The following is a 16,740-nucleotide window of genomic DNA, read 5'->3' as shown; positions in this document are numbered from 1 at the left end:
TGAAACAAATTATATCAACTTATTTTTTAATATAATTTATGATAAAATGCATGAGTGCCTCTTTTTGATTAGGTAATTGTTGGTTTAAAACTTTACCAATTAATTTTTTTTTAAAATTTTTTGGCAATATAAAGGAATTATAACTCATTTGTGCAAAAACTTCTTTCAAGCAAATTTTTAAATCAGTAATTTTTTTTAAAGGAAGATTTTTATAAATGGTTTGAAGCTCTTGTATATACATCAAAAAAGAATGAATCGATGAATAAGAAGAAGGATTTAAAAGATAATTGATTTTAGCAACTAATAAACAATTTGCAAGCCCATATTGAAATAAATTAAAGGTTAATTTGTATTTTGATGTTATTTGGTCTTTTAAATGAAGTAACAATTGAGATTGCTTTTTTTTGGCTTTTGGAATGGAGTAAATAGTAAAAATATTTGAATTAAAAGTTGAAGCTATGCTCCAAAAAATACTTTCTGGCAAACTAGTTTCTATTTGTAGTTCTTTGAGAGTGTCAGAATTTAAAGACGCAAAAAAAGCAATTGTAGGAGTTAAAGAGTTACAAAAGAAGTGAGATTTAGTTTGCATCATATTTTGAAAACTAATGTGCCAATAAGGATAAATTATTATTTTTTGTAAATATTCATAAATTCTTTGATAAGAGATTTTAGTCAGTAAATAAGATTGTTGAAGTAAGGCTTGTTGAGTGTTGGTTTCTATGTGAAAACCTAATTTAGCCTGGAAATAAAAAGTTCTCATAATTCTTAAAGCATCTTCTTTAAAACTGACAAGGGGATTTTTGACAGTGCGCAAAATTTTTTGTTCTAAATCTGTTATACCTGATGCAAAATCAAAAATTTGTCCGTGTTCATCCATAAGTAAAGTATTAACAGTGAAATCGCGTCTTAAAAGGTCTTCTTGAATATTTTTGATAAAAACCAGTTTTTTAGGGTGACGATGATTTTGATATTCATCTTCTTTTCGATAAGTAGTAATTTCAAAGGTGTTATTTCCTATCATAAGTTTCATACTACCATAAGATACAATTAGTTTTTGTTGTGGAAAAAACTGAATTATTTGATATGGTAGAGCATTGGTAGTAAGATCGATATCAGAATTTATAGGAGTGTTTAATAAATAATCTCTGACCACACCACCAACTATAAAAGCTTCGAATCCTTGGTTTTTTAATTTTTTGATAATGTTTTGAGCTATTTTAATTTGTGAAAATTGATTTAATTGTAACATATTTTAATTTATCATTCTTTTAAAATATAGGGAGGGGATGGATGAGAGGAGGGACTTCGAAAAAATGACTTTCTTTTTTATTTTTTTATTTAAATTGTTTATCAAACTGTTATCATTAAAGACAAAAAAACAAATGTAAAATGTAAATTGTGCAAACAAAACAAATAGAGAAAAGATAAAAAACAAAAAGACCATCAAATGATGATCTAGATAGTAATTGTAAATAATTTTTATGTTTTTTGAAAATCATCTTTTTGTCTTAATTTTTGAAAAAAGTGTTTTAAAAGATCTGAGCTTTCTGGAGCCAAAAAACCTGATTTAGCAATAACTTTATAAGAAGAAAAAATACTTAAAGAAGAATTCATATTTTCCATAGAGTAGGTTTTAAAATCACTAGCTCCATAATATAATTTTTTAACTCCTGCTTGGATTAAAGCGCCAGTGCACATTAAGCAAGGTTCTAAAGTAACATAAACTGAAATATTATTTAAACGACGAGTTTTTAATTTTTTATTAGCTTTAATAAGGACTAAAAATTCAGCGTGACCAAAAAAAAAGTTTTTTTGATGACGATTATTGTGAGCACGAGCAATAATTTTATCATTTAAAACTACTACCGCTCCTACAGGAACTTCTTTTTTTAAATAAGCCTTTCGGGCTTCTTTTAAAGCGGCTTTCATAAAGAAAATATTTTTGCTTTGGTTTTCCATAAAGAATTAAAACGCATCCAATTTTTTAAGTTTTTTTATTTTTATAAAGCGATAATGGTTTTATCTATATCCAATAAACTATGATATTTACGAGTGCGAGGTTCGTGGGATTCTCTAGCTCCCACTAAGATAATAGGATCACTGCTTTTAGCCGGTTGGCCATCAATTAATCTTTGAGTTTTGGTAGCTGGTTCTCCGCTAATGGCGCAAACTGCTGTTAATTTAGTAACCTTTTCAGCTAAAGCTAATAAATAAGGCATTGGTCCAAAAGGCTTTCTTCTGAAATCTAAATCTAAACCTGATATAATCACTTGAATATTGCGATTAGCTAAATAATCGACAATAGCAACAATATCATTATCTAAAAATTGAGCTTCATCGACAATAACTACATCAGTTTTTGCATTAATAAAATTAAGAATTTCGCTACTTTTATCAATTAAAATAGCAGGAATAGTGTTAAAGTTATGAGATACTATCTCTTCTTTAATAGAATAACGATTGTCTATACGAGGTTTAAAGGATAAAATATTTTGATTAAGTTGTTGGGCGCGTTGACTACATTTTATAAGTGTTTCTGTTTTTCCTGCAAACATTGGGCCGCAAATAACTTCAATAAACCCTTGTTTTTCTTTAGTCATTATATTTTAATTCCTTTATAAATTTGAAAAGTAACTAGATTAAGATATATTTTCATGTCATTTAATTAATTATGTTTACTTAAAATCCTCATCATTATTATTTACTTTTTTTGATTTTACACCGTAACGTTTGTTGAATTTGTCAATTGGACCTGCTGCTACCACAAAAGTTTGAGCTCCAGTATAAAAAGGATGACAATTAGAACAAGTTTCTATTTTAATACTTGCAACTGTTGTCCCAATAATATGTTTTTTTTGACAAGTGGCGCAAGAAATTTCAACTTTTTGAAATTGAGGATGAATCTTAGCTTTCATATGGTTACAAATGCTCCTTGTTTTTTAATTATAATTTAAAAAAAATATAAAATGATTTAACATCGTTTTAGAAAAGAAAAATCAAGAAATGTTATTAAACTCTTTGTAATTTAAGTTTTTTCAAAGCACGAGCAGAAATTTTTACTTTTTGGACTTTCCCTTTTTCATCAATAATGCGGATATTTTGTAAATTAGATTTCCAAATTCTTTTGGTAGCGTTCATGGCATGACTACGACGATTGCCAAAAAGAGTAGTTTTACCAGTAACATAACATTTACTCATTTGTTTATCTCCTTTTTGTTAATATTTACGTATTTATTTTACATATACTTTAATTATAACATAAATAATAAATCTATAGATAAAAATATATTTTTGTTTTATATTTTTTGGTGTTTTTTTGTTTACATTTTTTTCAATTTTTAATGCTTTTGTTTAATATTTTTGTGATTACTGATTTTTTTAATATTTTTTTAACACACGTCTTTAAAAATTTGATATTTGCTATTGACAAAATAAACAACTACATAAATAAAGATTATATCCCATATCTCACATATCTTACTTTTATTTTTTTTGTTGTAACAGTGCAAAATTAAAATATGTTATAATTAAAAAGAGGTTTTTATTATGATCATTTATTAGTGGTTTATTTGTTGATATCAATATAAATAGTACAAATGCAAATAGTAAATAGAGAAATTCTTTAAAATCATCAATAATGAAAGAATAGCAATAAAATGTTATATCAATTTTATTTGAAATAATTAAAAAAAGAAAAAATTAAAAAAACTAATTATTAAAAAATTTCAAAGAAAGATTAAAACTATGAAACAAAAACAAATGATTAAAAACATTGATGGTCAATTATTTAAAAACATGATTATCAATGGAGCTATCAATTTACAAAATAATTACCATCAAATTGATAATTTAAACGTTTTCCCGGTTCCAGATAGAGATACAGGAACCAACATGAAAATTACTATGATGTCAGGAGTGAAAGCAATTCAAAATTTAACAACTAATTCCATAGTAGAAATTTCACAAATCTTATCCAAAGCTTTATTAATGGGAGCTAAGGGCAATTCAGGAGTTATTTTATCACAGTTTTTTGCAGGAATGGCAGCTACTTTTATTCAGTTACAAAAAAAAAATATTAATTTAGTAGAATTTGTACAATCACTTGAAAATGGTTATCAAAAAGCTTATCAAGCTATTATTAAACCTACCGAAGGCACTATTTTAACTGTTTTTCGTGAAGCAATTAAAGAAACAGTTAAACATACCAACCAATTTAAAACTATTACTGACGTAATCGCTAATTTTTTATCAAATGCTCAAAATACATTAATTCAAACAACTGATTTATTACCTGTTTTAAAACAAGCTGGAGTTGTTGACAGCGGTGGTGCTGGTTTTGTTGAAATTTTAAAAGGTATTTTACGCTTTTTGCAAGAAGGAAAAAACATAAAAATACAAGATCATGCGTCCAGTAAGTATGAAACTGCTCATCACATTAAACACTTAGGACAAATTGATATTAAATATACCTATTGCACAGAATATATATTTAAATTAAAAAATAGCGATCAAATAGATATGGAACAATTAAAAACTTATTTTTTAAAAAAAGGTGACTCTTTAGTTTTGGTACAAGATCAAGAAGTTTTAAAAATTCATATTCACACCAATAAACCAGGAGCTATTTTAGAAAAACTTTTAAAATATGGCGATTTACAAATTAGCAAAATTGATAACATGAAAGAACAGCATCATCAAGTCCTTCATGAAAAAAGTAATATATTAAATCAAACCACCATTTCAAAATCAAAAAATGGCATCTTAACACAAGAACAACAAGAAAATAAATACTATTTGATTGCCTTTGTTAAAGATTCCAAAACAAAAAAACTATTAGAAGAATTTAAGGTAAATCAAATTATTAAACAACAAGATTTTTCCAAAACAACTTTAGTTAATTTAATTAACCAAAACAAAGTGCCATATATTGTTGTATTGCCTAATAGTTCTGAAATCTTTACTTCTTTAACACAAAACAAAATCAAGACCTCAAAAGAACAACCACAAATAATTATTTTACCAACTAAAAACATTGCTCAAACTCACAGTGCTCTTTTAGCCTTTGATCAATCATTGACTTGGGATCAAAATTATCAAAATATTAAAGCTACTCTTAAAAATATGAAAACTGGGAAAATTATTGCATCTTACCGTGTGAACAAACAAATTCAAATAAATAATCAAATTAATATCAAAAATATAAATGAAAAAGATTATGTATCTATTTATGAAGATAAAGTTGTATCAACAAATCCAAATAAATACAAAGTTATTAGTGAACTTTTACAAAAAATGATTACACCTGATCATACTTTTTTAACTATTTTTTATAATACTTCTATCACTGATCCTCAAGAATTAGAAAAAATAGAAAAATATTTAAACCAAACATATGATTTTATAGAAGTAGAAACTATCGAAAACGATCATGATAGTGATCCTTATCTTGTATCTTTAGAATAAAGATGATTATATAAATATCATCTTTATCTTTTTTGCTGCGGGTATGACGGAATGGTAGACGTGCATGTTTGAGTAACATGTGAGATATTTCTCGTATGAGTTCAAATCTCATTATCCGCACCATTTTTAATTTCAACAAATTTTAATTTAATAAAACTTAACACTTAAAAAAACAAGAGTAATCTTTTATTATAAAAAAGATTACTCTTGTTTTATATATTTGATAACATTATATTAATTAAAATAAATACATTATCATTTAAAAAAACACGGTAGTACAAAATAAATAGTTTAACAAAAAAATCTCATATCTTTATAAATTGATATAATATTATCAATTTTTTATTTGGAGCGGGTGAGGAGAATCGAACTCCCGTCTCATGCTTGGCAAGCACGTGTAATAACCACTATACAACACCCACATTTTAAATAACTATTGTTTTTGGTGCCCTTAACAAGAATTGAACTTGTATTTCAGCATTACCATTGCTACGTTCTGCCATTAAACTATAAGGACTTAACATTTGTTATTATAACATAATTTTAATTATTATCTCAAATTATCTTTTTTTCATAAAAAAATAATATTATTCATGTTATTTACGATATTTTCGTAAAAATAAACACAATAAGTAAAAAAAGTAAGCAAAAAAAGATTGACTCAGAAAATAAATAAGTTATAATAGATATTAGGTTGTAAAACCGAAATATTTTCAAAAAGGAGTATTAGTAATAATGCAAGAAACAAAACAACAAGGAACATGCAGATGGTTTTCCAAAGATAAAGGTTATGGTTTTATTTGTTCATCTGACGAAAAAGATATTTTTGTGCACTATAGTTCTATTCAAACAGAAGTTTATGGACGTAAAGTATTAAACGAAGGTGATAAAGTTGAATTTAGCGTTAAAGAAGGAAGACAAGGAGGTATTCAAGCAGTAGATGTTATCGTTATTCAAGAATAAGTAATACCATACTCACAAAAAAAAGGATTTAAATCCTTTTTTTGTTATGTCAGTTATATCAAATATACCAAAAACATTGATTTTATTGTTTAAATTTTAACCTATATAACTTTATTAACAACAATTTGTTGATTTCCTACTTGAAATTAGTTAAAATAAAAATATGGGGATGTTTTGGATTTGCCAAAGTCATTAAAATTTATATAGCATATCTTGGTTACGCAAGTAAAAACGTCGAGGTTAAAATAACCGGAAAAAATACAAATACAATTGGTGTAAATTCAAGCACAGAACAAAACATATATAGTTATGTTCCTGCTTCTTACAGCAATTATTCTTCAACTCTTGCTTGTTATTAATTAAATAAAGTAAAACCTAAACTTAAATTAGCTTAAGGTTTAAGTTAGGATAACAAAAGTAAGCTTGCTCAAATGGTTTGTTTTTGGCTTTTTGTTGCAAAATTAACAAAGACTCGTAATTTATATTTTTGTCTATTTTGTAATAAATTATCAAATATTTAAAATAGACTAAATATGTAGAATATATAAATGAAAATGGTTTTGTACATGGGTTCGACTCCCATCATCTCCACCAAAAAATTTCTAAAAATCTAAAAATTCGATTGTTTTTCTTAAAAAGAATTTTTTTAATACAAATTAAGAAGTTTCTTTTTGGGAAAAATCATAAAATCGGGTTAACTCGTTAATTTGAGTAATAATTTTAGCAATTTTAATATAATTATTATCCGTTATATTATTGGATAAATGTTTTTCTAATTGCAAAAAATTATAATTACTACTAATAAAAATAGGTAGTTTATTTTCAGATCGATAATGTAAAAGAGGTAACAATATTTCATCTCGAAACCAAGGATTCATATTTTCAACCCCTAAATCATCTAAAATTAAACAATCAATTTTTTTTAATTGTTGAAATCTAGTTTCTAATGAATTATTATGAAAAAAACTCTTAAATTTACGAGTTAAATTAGGCATAAAAAGAAACATAACAGGAATTTCTTTTTTTAATAATTCATGAGCTAACACTTTTAAAAAAAAGGTTTTTCCAATTTTAAAAGAACCATAAAGATAAAAACCTTTTTCAGCAGTTGCAAAATTTTTAATAATTTTTTGCATAGCTTGTGATACTTTTTTTTTATTTTCGTTATCAACTATTAATTTATTAAATGAATATTGATCTAAATTACATTCACCTTCAAATAAAGCATTTTGACTTTGCCAATATTCTTGAAATTGTATTTTTTTAGATTTTTCAGTAGGAACCCAAACAACTCTTGTAAAAGGAGTTGTTTTTAATTCTTGACGATACCCATATTCATTATCTTTTTTATTGTTTTGCAAATAATAATAATAAGTTAATAAATCTTCATCAGCAATATTTAAATTTTTATTATTTTCATCTTGAGCAAGCATTTTTCTTATTTGTTTTTTGATATCTTCTAAATCCATTATTTATCACTCCTTTTAAATTGATGTTGCTTGTATCCATTTTTAAATTAGATAAAATTAATCATATTATCTTAATTCAATGAATTATTGTTCTTCAAACAAATATCGAACACAACGCAACACAAAACCTACTTTTAACCATTACTACATTAATTCTTGTATTTTGTTTTTTTAAGTTATAACAATAAAAATTAACTAAATTATGATTGCCAATTTTTTTTAATATTATCTATCCACTTAGGTTTATTAGATTTTTTTTTAAGATCAGATTGATTTTGTACTTTACTTTCAACCAAAAAATCATAGGCTGTTTCTGTATCTATAATTCCTTTGTAAGCCCATGATTGTAATGTTTTTTCTAAATAAACCACAGAAGGCAAAATCCCTTCGCGATATCTTAAAATATAAATTAATAAAGCATTAACCAATCCTAATTCTAAATCATTTCTTTCCAATAATTGAAAAACTGTATCACTTGCCATAGATTGAATATTTTTTTGACAATAATCTTTAATAATTCTTTGTGTCGAATTAGCTTTTTTTAAAAAAGAGATCATTTCTTGATCATCATTTCCTATTTTAAGAGAAGACACAATTTTTTGATCAGAATTGTTTTGATGGTTATTTTTTTTCACATTCAAACGTAATTTTAATAAATTAATATCATTTGCATTAAGAAAAGTTTTTTGATATATATCAGCCATTTTTTTAGGAGTTAAGTTATATACTAAACTTAATTTTTGAATAAAATCAATTGTTTTCCATTCAATCAAAAAAGGTTTTTTAAATCGCTCAGGAAGGTGTTTCAAAAAAAGTTCATAATCAAAATTAGTTTTTAACACCATTTTTGTAGAATTACTTATATTTTCATTTTTATTTAACAAAGATTGATTAAAATTAATTTTTTGAAATTGATAAACATCAGAAAAATTTTTACTTATATCTTTAAAACCTTCTAAATTGGTAATTTCGGGTAAAAAATGATTTTGCAATTTAAAATAATGTTTTTCACCAATTTCACTTAATAAAAAATCACTTAAAAGTGGATCTTGTAAGAAATCTTGAAATTTATAAGGAGCAATTAAAAAATAAATTTTGGGTTTTTTAATTTGATTAGCATCAGCACCTTGACTTTGATAAGTAGACAATAAATGCAAAGCTTCCAGTTTTGCTTGTACTTCATAAAAAACATTTTCCGAAATATTTCCAAGATCAAATAAAAACTGATGTTGATATTCATAATTATTTTTTAAAGATAATAAAATATGATAAATCCCTAAAGCTTGAGGTCCTATTAATGGTTGATAAAGCAAATTTAAAGCTCTTTGTTCTTCCAATGATAAAAAGATTTGATTTTGAATTTGAAATAAATGTAAACGACTAGACATAACTACCTCTTTTAAAAAAAATAATAAATGAATTGAATTAGATATCTAATTCTTGTAATAAATATTGAATAAATTGACATTAGCAATTTGGTAGGTTTTATAATAAATCGTTATTTTAAAAATTAAAAAATTAATTAAGTGATTTTTTTTGACACAAAGGACAAAGATAAGTTCCTCTACCACCAATTTTAATTTTAATAATTTTAGTATCACAATGACTACAAAGCTGATCTTTTTTACCATGAACTAAAAGGTAATTTTGAAAATAACCTTGTGACCCTTGTTGTGCTTCAAAAGTACTAATAGTGGTTCCTCCTAATTTAATAGATTTTCTTAAAACTTTTTGAGCAATTATTAAAATATTTTTAGTTTGTTTTAAAGTTAAAGAACTAGCTTTAAATTCAGGATGTAATTTGGCTAAAAATAAGATTTCATTGACATAAATATTACCTAATCCAGAAATTATTTTTTGATTTAGCAAAACTTTTTTTAAAACACTTTTAGTTTTTAAGATTCTTTGATAAAAAGTATGTATATTAATTTCAAAAGGATCTAAAGCTAATTGATGGAGAGTGGTTTGAGTTAAAAAATTATTTTGATGATAAACTTCAAACCTTCCAAATTTACGAAAATCATAATATCTTAAAGACGTGTTATCGTTTAAGATTAAAGCGAAGTGTTCATGTTTGTCATGTTGGGTTTGAATAGGTTGTATAAATAATTTTCCTTCCATTCTCAAATGGCCAATTAAAACCAATTCTTGTGTTAAAAAAAATAATAAGAATTTCCCTTTTCTTTGGATATCTAAAATAATTTGTCCTTCGATTTGTTTAAATGTATTCTTATTTTTAATAATGGGTTCATAAAATACTTTAGTTGCAATGATTTTTTTACCTTGCAACTTATTTTTTAAAATACGAACAATAATTTCAACTTCAGGCAATTCTGGCATAATCATTAATTCCTTTTTTTTGTTTTTCAATATTTATTAGATAAAATTTTTTTAAAATTAAAAACAATATAAAAAAAACAAAAAATAACTAATAAAATTATTAAAAATTTTAACTTTTTTTTAAATTGTTGTTTAAATATAATTTTTAATATCTAAAAAATAGTTATAATATTGAGAAACTAATGGCATATTATTTTGGCAATATTTAAGCAAAAAAGAATAAGTAATTGGGGTATCATCAGAATAATTTAAATTATTTACTTTTATATTGCCCAAACTACTATTATTTTTAGTTAAACAACGAAATGATTGTAATATGATCATTTTATGAACATCTAACATGTTTTCCTGCAAAAAGAAATATAATATTGATAAACCATGATCTTTTGTTGTTAGCAAAAGAGGAGATTTGAAAAAAATTTTTCTTTTTAATAATGTTTCTAAATATCTATTTTGATTAATTTGATCCAATAAACGCTTAATATATGCCAATATTTCGCCATCAACATGTAAATATTGATTTACCAACATTTGAGATTCTGTTTCAGAAATATTTAACTCTTGAGATAAATGAAAAGTGATATCGCAATTATCATGATTGGTTTGATTAATTTTGTTATTCATCAAATCTGAATTATTATTGGGAGTTGAAGTTTCATTAATGCCAAAAAAACGTAATTTATCCTGATTTAATCCTTGAAGATCAACATTATGAAAAAAAGCTTTAATCTTTTGAATATTACCTAAAGTAGCTAATGTTTTTAACAGTATATAAGGCATCAGGAAAAAATATGAAGTTTTTTTTTGTGCTAAATCATTGATAAAACGTGTACCTGATATATAATAATGCTGTTGAAACAAAAAGGATTCTAATAAATCATTTTGTTTTGACTTGGATGTAGATGCAGATGACTTTTTTACATGAGTTGCCATTTTTTTAGGAGTTACTTGTTTTAAAATGTTTTGATATTCTAAATTAGCTAAAAGATTAGATAAAGGCAACTCTATTTCTTGAAATAAAAATAACTGATTTTGCAATTTTAATTGATAATAAACATTTTCTTTAGTTTTTGCTATAACAAAAGCTTTTAAAGATATACTTTCTTCTAATTGAGAAACTTTGTTTGATAATTGCTTATAATAATTAGTATTATTTAAGATATCTATTTGAACAACTATATTAATAAAATCCCGTTTTTCCAAGGGAAAAAGTAGATAAATAGCTGATAATAAATCAAAAATGACACCAGCAACTTGTTGTTGTTGAAAAGATAAAAATAACTGTACTTTATGATAGTTAAAAATATGTTTTAAATGATTTTCATCCTTTAAATAAGCAAGAAAAAGGTGATTGTTTAAAGCTATATTAGGATCTAAGTAAAAATTATTAATGCCATCAGAAAAGCCAATTCCTAAAAGCGAACTTGGAGAAGTTGAATTATCGTTTGTGATAGCATCAAAATCAAAATAACAAGACCAAATTTGTGAAGGGGTAATCCACACTATCAGATTATTTAAACTGATATCATCCTTAATTATCTTATACCTGAAATCATCTTGATTATGATAAGAATTGGAATTGGTTGTAGATGATGGGGGCGTCATCGGATCTTCTTGTTCAAAACGAATATATTTAGTAATAGCTAATCTTCGAAAATCCATTTCTTCATAAAAGTTTTTAAGTTGATTGTAAGACACTGGTTGCATTTGAGTTTCTAAATATGTAAAAGGTAAAGGAACCAAAGTATCAATTGTTGTTAGTTGTTTGCTCAAATTTAAAATAACCATACTATTATTAATTTTAGTTTTTAAAACAGGTTTAATTTGTTCTAAACATTTGATTAAATTATCTAAATTATCATAAGTTTGAAGTAATTTTTGCGCTGTTTTAGGGCCAATTCCTGCCACTCCTTTAATATTATCAGAAACATCTCCTACTAAACTTTTATAATCAATCATTTGATATTCTTTCAGTCCATATTCTTCTAATAAAGTTTGTGGTCGGTAATATTTAATTTCTCTTAATCCTTTTTTAATTAAACAAACAGTAATTTGCGAATCTACTAATTGCAATAAATCCTGATCACTTGAATAAATCAAAACTTTTATGTTATTAAGACTAGCTGATTTGGCTAAAGTACCAATAATATCATCAGCTTCATATTCATCTTGAAAATGATGTTTAACCCCAATTAAAGTTAAATATTGTTTAATTAAAGGAATTTGAATAATTAATTCTACAGGAATAGGAGGCCTTCCTTTTTTATAATCATCATATATTTGATGTCTTTTGGTAGGTTTATGAGTGTCAAAAGCTACTAATATATAACCTTTAGTTTTTTGCAAAATTTTTTCAAACATTTTAATAAAAGCCAAAAGAGCATTAGTATAAACCCCTTTTTTATTTTGTAAAATTTTTTTACCATTATTAGCAGTTGCATGATAAGCTCTAAATATTAACGAATTGCCATCAACTAAAACTAAATGTTTCATATTTATTTCTCCTATTGTAATCATTCCTTAATTATTTTGTGTGGCAACCAAACCAAAAAAATCATTTCTTAATAATTCAAGGATGAAGTTAACATAAAAAAAAGAAAGTTTCAAAAACTTTCTTAAAATACCTTGTTTAAATTTATTATTGTTTTTGTGAAATAATATTTTTTCTTGACACAAGAAAGTTATTATTAAATTAAAAATATTGATATCTATAAATATTTTTTTTAAAAAGATTAATTATAAGCAATTATTATAAATTATTAAAAAAAGATAAAGGGTCATTTTGTAATTTTGACATATCTTTATTATTAAATTTTTTCATTTGTTTAGTCATTTTTTTTTGCTGTTCTAAAATATTAATTAACTGGTTAACATCGCTTAATTTATTGCCAGAACCCGAAGCAATTCTTAATCTTCTTCGACTACTTGAAGTAATTAACTGTGGATTTTTCTTTTCTTCTAAAGTCATACTTTGAATTAAAACTTCAAATTTTTTTAACCCTTCATCATTAAGGTTGGATGAAATATGCTTCATTTTTCCTCCTAATCCAGGAATAAAATTTAAAATTTTACTAAAAGAACCCATTTTTTTTAAAGTTTTTAATTGTTTTTGAAAATCATAATAATTATAGCTATCCTTAAAAAATTTATCTACCATCTTTTTGCCTTGATCAAGATCAATTTTTTCTGTAACTGTTTCAATTAAAGTCAAAATATCTCCCATACCTAAAATTCGAGAAGCCATTCTGTCAGGGTTAAACTGCTCTAAAGAATCGATAGTTTCAGAAGATGAAGTAAATTTTAAAGGAAGTTGTGTCATAGTTCTTACAGATAAAGCAGTTCCTCCTTTAATATCAGCATCCATTTTCGTTAAAATGACCCCTGTAGCACCCACTTGTTGATGGAAAGATTGCGCATTTTCAGCCGATTGTTGTCCTGAAAGAGCATCTATAATTAACAAAACTTCAGAAGGTTGGCATTGAGATTTAATTTGTTGTAACTCTTGCATCATTCTCTCATCTATAGTTAAACGCCCTGCAGTATCAATAATAGCAACATCATGTCTTTGATTTTTGGCATATTGCAAACCTTCTTCAATAATTTTATTCACAGAAACGTTAGTAGTTTCTTTTTTTGAAAAAACATCGATATTAATTTGTTTACCAATGGTTTTTAGTTGTTCTATGGCTCCTGGACGATAAACATCACAAGCAATTAATAAAACTTTTTTATTATTTTTTTTTCTTAACCAAAGAGCCAACTTTCCTGCTGTAGTTGTTTTCCCACTACCTTGTAATCCGATTAACATCATAGTAGTTACGTGGGGTTCAGGCATTAATGATAAATCAGCACGAGTAGCTCCTAAAATTTGTGTTAAAGTTTCATTAATGATTTTAATAATTTGTTCTTTAGGTTTTAAACCTTTTAAAACTTCTTGTTTTAAATTTTTTTGATAAATAATATCATGAAATTTATCAATAACTTTCAAATGTACATCTGCCTCTATTAAAGACAAACGAATATCTTTCATAATGGTTTCAATATCTTTAGGTTCAATTATTTTTTTACCATTAATTTTATTAATGATTTTTTGCAATCCATCTCCTAATATACTCATTTAAAATGTTCAACCTCCTTGTAGGTTTTTAATTATTTCATTTTAAATTTAAAATGAAATAATTAAATAATTTTTTAATATTTTTAATTGTTTCTTGTGTTCTATTGTTGGGCGCAACTGAAAAAGACTCCCAAAATTTTCAAATAATTATTTTGTGAGAACGCTAAATAATTATTTGAAACCCTAAAGTAAATGTGATTTAGGGAAAAAATTTTCAAATAAATGAAAAAGATAATTGTGAATCTCAAAATCAATAAGGTCTTCTAGTTTTTCTCCTAATCCAATATATTTAATGGGCAAATTATATAAATATTTAATTGAAAAAACTATTCCTCCTTTAGAAGTGCCATCTAATTTAGTCAAAATAGCCCCTGTTAAAGGAACTACTTCATTAAAAACAGCTACTTGATTAAGAGCATTTTGCCCTGTATTAGCATCTAAAACTAATAAAGACTGCAAATTTTCTAAAGGCAAATGTTTTAAAACAACTCTATTAATTTTAGCAAGCTCTTGCATTAAATTCATTTTATTTTGTAATCGACCAGCAGTATCACACAAAACTACATCATATTGTTCTTTTTTAGCCAATTGTAATCCTTCAAAAATAACATTTGAAGGACTAGTAACACCATGTTTCGCAAAAACTTTACTTGCAGCACGTTTCCCCCAAATTTGAAGTTGAGTAACTGCCCCTGCACGAAAAGTATCTCCTGCAATCAAAAGCACTTTTTTACCTTTGTTTTTTAACTTAATAGCCATTTTACCAATAGTTGTGGTTTTCCCAACCCCATTAACTCCTATAAATAAATATACTTGAGGAAACATAGGATTTGCCACTTTTGGTTCTAAAGTATTATCAAGATTACAATTTGAAGCGAGTTTGTCAGAGGTAACATCATGACTATTAACACTTTTTACAGATGATAACTTAGATATTGCACAATTCTCATATAAGTGAAGCATTTGTTTTAAAATAATTGATGGTAATTTTAAAGCATCTTTAATATTTGTTTTTTTCAAATAATCTTTAATCGATTGCATCAAAAAAAGAGTAGTTGTAACACCAAAATCACTTTGAATCAAAATATTTTCTAAAGATTGTAACAAAGATTCTTGAATATTTTTAGTTTCTTTTAAAAGTGTTTGAAAATTAGCAAAATTATTTTTTGTGCTTTGAAGACTTAATTGATATTTATCTTTATCTTTATTGGGAAAAAAATTTTTTTTCAACCATTTAAACATTTTAAAATCTCCCTTTTATCTTTATTTTATCTATTTAATCACTAAAATAATATTAAAAAAGGTATTAAAAATAAATACCAAAGGTATATATACTCATGAAAAAATTCTACATCTTTATTATAACTTAAAAAACACTTAGCTTTTAAAATTAATTTTTCATTACTAAAATATGAAGCAAATAATAAATTTCAAACTTAAATATTTTTTTAATCGTCATGTTACCAAATTTTTTCAAAACAGTATAATAAGAAATAACAGTTATTAAATAATATTATGGGATATTTCTTAATTATATATTCTTTTGATCATTTTGTGTATTTGCAACCAAAAAAAACTTACTTTACATTTTTTACAACAACAAAATATTATATATTTTAATCTATATTGATATTAACAACATCAAGGGAAAAATAAACATATTTCAAACAATACTTCTATATAAATTAAAAAAAACTAACTTTGATAAAGTTAGCCTTTGAATTTTTATACTTATGTTATATTGATTAAATAAAATATTACTAAAGTAAATAAATAAGATAATTAAATTATAAATTATATTTTATTTTAACTCTAAATAACGTTTTTCTGAATGATTAATTGTTATTTTAGGAATAATTAATTTTAATAATCCTGCTTCTAAACTTCCTTGAACATCTTCTAAAACAAAATCTTTATCTAAATAGAAACTACGTTTAAAAACCCCTTGAAATCTTTCTTTTATAATGAAATTTAATTCTTTTTTATTATTTTCTTGCGAATTCTTAGCTTCAACAGTTAAATAACCATTTTCTAAAGCCACTTTAACATCTTCTTTTTTAAATCCTGGTAATTCCATAGTTATAAGATATTGTTTATCTTGTTCTTCAATATCTGTTTTCATAATATTACTCATTCTATTAAAAGAATTAATTTTGATATCATCAAATGCATTTTCAAATAAATCTTGATTTTTTTGAATTAAATTAAATAGCATTGTTTATTACTCCTTTTTATTATTTTTTGATATAAAACAAAAACTTAAAAAACAATTTTTTTTAAATTAAACATAAAACTAATAAACTTAAAGGTTTTGTTCTGCAATTCACATGCATAAAATTTACATGCATGAAAAGAGCTTAAATATAAATGCTTAATACTTTGTTTTTT

At 24.6% G+C, this 16,740-nt stretch carries 14 protein-coding genes, 3 tRNA genes and 1 other RNA gene; 4 read left to right on the top strand and 14 right to left on the bottom strand.

Annotated features, from left to right (window positions below):
- Nucleotides 1-19: 19 nt before the first annotated feature.
- From J8J04_RS00195 to rpmB, 5 genes are all read right to left on the bottom strand, one after another.
- The gene (locus J8J04_RS00195) at nucleotides 20-1,249 is read right to left on the bottom strand and encodes a poly(A) polymerase (RefSeq protein ID WP_212330673.1); all 1,230 of its coding nucleotides are present in this window, start codon (nucleotides 1,247-1,249) and stop codon (nucleotides 20-22) included.
- 230 nt (nucleotides 1,250-1,479) lie between these two features.
- Nucleotides 1,480-1,959, bottom strand: coding sequence for a nucleoside deaminase (locus tag J8J04_RS00190; protein ID WP_212330670.1), 480 nt, complete (start codon nucleotides 1,957-1,959; stop codon nucleotides 1,480-1,482).
- Nucleotides 1,960-2,000: 41 nt separating this feature from the next.
- Nucleotides 2,001-2,600: a thymidine kinase gene (locus tag J8J04_RS00185; protein WP_212330667.1), complete on the bottom strand. Its 600-nt coding sequence runs from the start codon at nucleotides 2,598-2,600 to the stop codon at nucleotides 2,001-2,003.
- A gap of 75 nt (nucleotides 2,601-2,675) precedes the next feature.
- Complete coding sequence (rpmE, locus tag J8J04_RS00180) at nucleotides 2,676-2,915, bottom strand: 50S ribosomal protein L31 (protein WP_212330664.1); 240 nt, start codon at nucleotides 2,913-2,915, stop codon at nucleotides 2,676-2,678.
- 94 nt (nucleotides 2,916-3,009) lie between these two features.
- Nucleotides 3,010-3,198, bottom strand: a complete 189-nt coding sequence (gene rpmB / locus J8J04_RS00175; RefSeq protein ID WP_212330661.1) for a 50S ribosomal protein L28 — start codon at nucleotides 3,196-3,198, stop codon at nucleotides 3,010-3,012.
- A 546-nt stretch (nucleotides 3,199-3,744) separates the two neighbouring features.
- Between rpmB and J8J04_RS00170 the strand changes: the two genes are divergently transcribed.
- Both J8J04_RS00170 and J8J04_RS00165 read left to right on the top strand, forming a co-directional pair.
- Nucleotides 3,745-5,463 (top strand): DAK2 domain-containing protein, encoded by a 1,719-nt coding sequence (locus tag J8J04_RS00170; RefSeq protein ID WP_212330658.1) that lies wholly within the window; start codon nucleotides 3,745-3,747, stop codon nucleotides 5,461-5,463.
- A 37-nt stretch (nucleotides 5,464-5,500) separates the two neighbouring features.
- Nucleotides 5,501-5,586 (top strand) — tRNA-Leu (locus tag J8J04_RS00165).
- A gap of 224 nt (nucleotides 5,587-5,810) precedes the next feature.
- Here the strand turns inward: J8J04_RS00165 and J8J04_RS00160 are convergent.
- Nucleotides 5,811-5,885, bottom strand: a tRNA-Gly gene (locus tag J8J04_RS00160).
- A gap of 21 nt (nucleotides 5,886-5,906) precedes the next feature.
- Nucleotides 5,907-5,980 (bottom strand) — tRNA-Thr (locus tag J8J04_RS00155).
- A gap of 218 nt (nucleotides 5,981-6,198) precedes the next feature.
- On the opposite strand from J8J04_RS00155, the gene J8J04_RS00150 reads away from it, so the two are divergent.
- Complete coding sequence (locus J8J04_RS00150) at nucleotides 6,199-6,426, top strand: cold-shock protein (RefSeq protein ID WP_212330655.1); 228 nt, start codon at nucleotides 6,199-6,201, stop codon at nucleotides 6,424-6,426.
- A 165-nt stretch (nucleotides 6,427-6,591) separates the two neighbouring features.
- Nucleotides 6,592-7,020: a transfer-messenger RNA gene (ssrA, locus tag J8J04_RS00145) on the top strand.
- Nucleotides 7,021-7,082: 62 nt separating this feature from the next.
- On the opposite strand, the gene J8J04_RS00140 is transcribed toward ssrA, so the two are convergent.
- The 7 genes from J8J04_RS00140 to J8J04_RS00110 all read right to left on the bottom strand — a co-directional run bounded on the left by J8J04_RS00140 (nucleotide 7,083) and on the right by J8J04_RS00110 (nucleotide 16,567).
- On the bottom strand, nucleotides 7,083-7,895 hold the full coding sequence (locus tag J8J04_RS00140) for an ATP-binding protein (RefSeq protein WP_212330652.1): 813 nt from the start codon (nucleotides 7,893-7,895) through the stop codon (nucleotides 7,083-7,085).
- Between the two features lie 200 nt (nucleotides 7,896-8,095).
- The gene (locus J8J04_RS00135) at nucleotides 8,096-9,283 is read right to left on the bottom strand and encodes a replication initiation protein (protein WP_212330649.1); all 1,188 of its coding nucleotides are present in this window, start codon (nucleotides 9,281-9,283) and stop codon (nucleotides 8,096-8,098) included.
- 130 nt (nucleotides 9,284-9,413) lie between these two features.
- The gene (mutM, locus tag J8J04_RS00130) at nucleotides 9,414-10,241 is read right to left on the bottom strand and encodes a DNA-formamidopyrimidine glycosylase (protein ID WP_225885786.1); all 828 of its coding nucleotides are present in this window, start codon (nucleotides 10,239-10,241) and stop codon (nucleotides 9,414-9,416) included.
- A 126-nt stretch (nucleotides 10,242-10,367) separates the two neighbouring features.
- Nucleotides 10,368-12,728 carry a 5'-3' exonuclease H3TH domain-containing protein gene (locus tag J8J04_RS00125; protein ID WP_212330645.1) on the bottom strand — a complete coding sequence of 787 codons (2,361 nt, stop codon included), beginning with the start codon at nucleotides 12,726-12,728 and terminating at the stop codon, nucleotides 10,368-10,370.
- A gap of 256 nt (nucleotides 12,729-12,984) precedes the next feature.
- Nucleotides 12,985-14,352, bottom strand: coding sequence for a signal recognition particle protein (gene ffh / locus J8J04_RS00120; protein WP_212330642.1), 1,368 nt, complete (start codon nucleotides 14,350-14,352; stop codon nucleotides 12,985-12,987).
- 183 nt (nucleotides 14,353-14,535) lie between these two features.
- On the bottom strand, nucleotides 14,536-15,594 hold the full coding sequence (gene ftsY / locus J8J04_RS00115) for a signal recognition particle-docking protein FtsY (protein WP_212330638.1): 1,059 nt from the start codon (nucleotides 15,592-15,594) through the stop codon (nucleotides 14,536-14,538).
- 559 nt (nucleotides 15,595-16,153) lie between these two features.
- On the bottom strand, nucleotides 16,154-16,567 hold the full coding sequence (locus J8J04_RS00110; protein WP_212330635.1) for an Hsp20/alpha crystallin family protein: 414 nt from the start codon (nucleotides 16,565-16,567) through the stop codon (nucleotides 16,154-16,156).
- Nucleotides 16,568-16,740 lie beyond the last annotated feature (173 nt).

This window comes from 'Fragaria x ananassa' phyllody phytoplasma (genome assembly GCF_018274325.1).
In the GTDB taxonomy this organism is placed as follows: domain Bacteria; phylum Bacillota_I; class Bacilli_A; order Acholeplasmatales; family Acholeplasmataceae; genus Phytoplasma.
Note: the sequence above shows the minus strand (reverse complement) of the source record. Positions and strands in the feature narration are given on the sequence as shown.

What these genes read in the sequence shown, in the direction of transcription:
- J8J04_RS00190 (WP_212330670.1), bottom strand. Translation starts at nt 1,959, where the DNA reads ATGGAAAACCAAAGCAAAAATATTTTCTTTATGAAAGCCGCTTTAAAA.
- J8J04_RS00125 (WP_212330645.1), bottom strand. Translation starts at nt 12,728, where the DNA reads ATGAAACATTTAGTTTTAGTTGATGGCAATTCGTTAATATTTAGAGCT.
- J8J04_RS00140 (WP_212330652.1), bottom strand. Translation starts at nt 7,895, where the DNA reads ATGGATTTAGAAGATATCAAAAAACAAATAAGAAAAATGCTTGCTCAA.
- J8J04_RS00110 (WP_212330635.1), bottom strand. Translation starts at nt 16,567, where the DNA reads ATGCTATTTAATTTAATTCAAAAAAATCAAGATTTATTTGAAAATGCA.
- rpmE (WP_212330664.1), bottom strand. Translation starts at nt 2,915, where the DNA reads ATGAAAGCTAAGATTCATCCTCAATTTCAAAAAGTTGAAATTTCTTGC.
- ftsY (WP_212330638.1), bottom strand. Translation starts at nt 15,594, where the DNA reads ATGTTTAAATGGTTGAAAAAAAATTTTTTTCCCAATAAAGATAAAGAT.
- J8J04_RS00195 (WP_212330673.1), bottom strand. Translation starts at nt 1,249, where the DNA reads ATGTTACAATTAAATCAATTTTCACAAATTAAAATAGCTCAAAACATT.
- J8J04_RS00170 (WP_212330658.1), top strand. Translation starts at nt 3,745, where the DNA reads ATGAAACAAAAACAAATGATTAAAAACATTGATGGTCAATTATTTAAA.
- J8J04_RS00150 (WP_212330655.1), top strand. Translation starts at nt 6,199, where the DNA reads ATGCAAGAAACAAAACAACAAGGAACATGCAGATGGTTTTCCAAAGAT.
- J8J04_RS00185 (WP_212330667.1), bottom strand. Translation starts at nt 2,600, where the DNA reads ATGACTAAAGAAAAACAAGGGTTTATTGAAGTTATTTGCGGCCCAATG.
- mutM (WP_225885786.1), bottom strand. Translation starts at nt 10,241, where the DNA reads ATGATTATGCCAGAATTGCCTGAAGTTGAAATTATTGTTCGTATTTTA.
- J8J04_RS00135 (WP_212330649.1), bottom strand. Translation starts at nt 9,283, where the DNA reads ATGTCTAGTCGTTTACATTTATTTCAAATTCAAAATCAAATCTTTTTA.
- ffh (WP_212330642.1), bottom strand. Translation starts at nt 14,352, where the DNA reads ATGAGTATATTAGGAGATGGATTGCAAAAAATCATTAATAAAATTAAT.
- rpmB (WP_212330661.1), bottom strand. Translation starts at nt 3,198, where the DNA reads ATGAGTAAATGTTATGTTACTGGTAAAACTACTCTTTTTGGCAATCGT.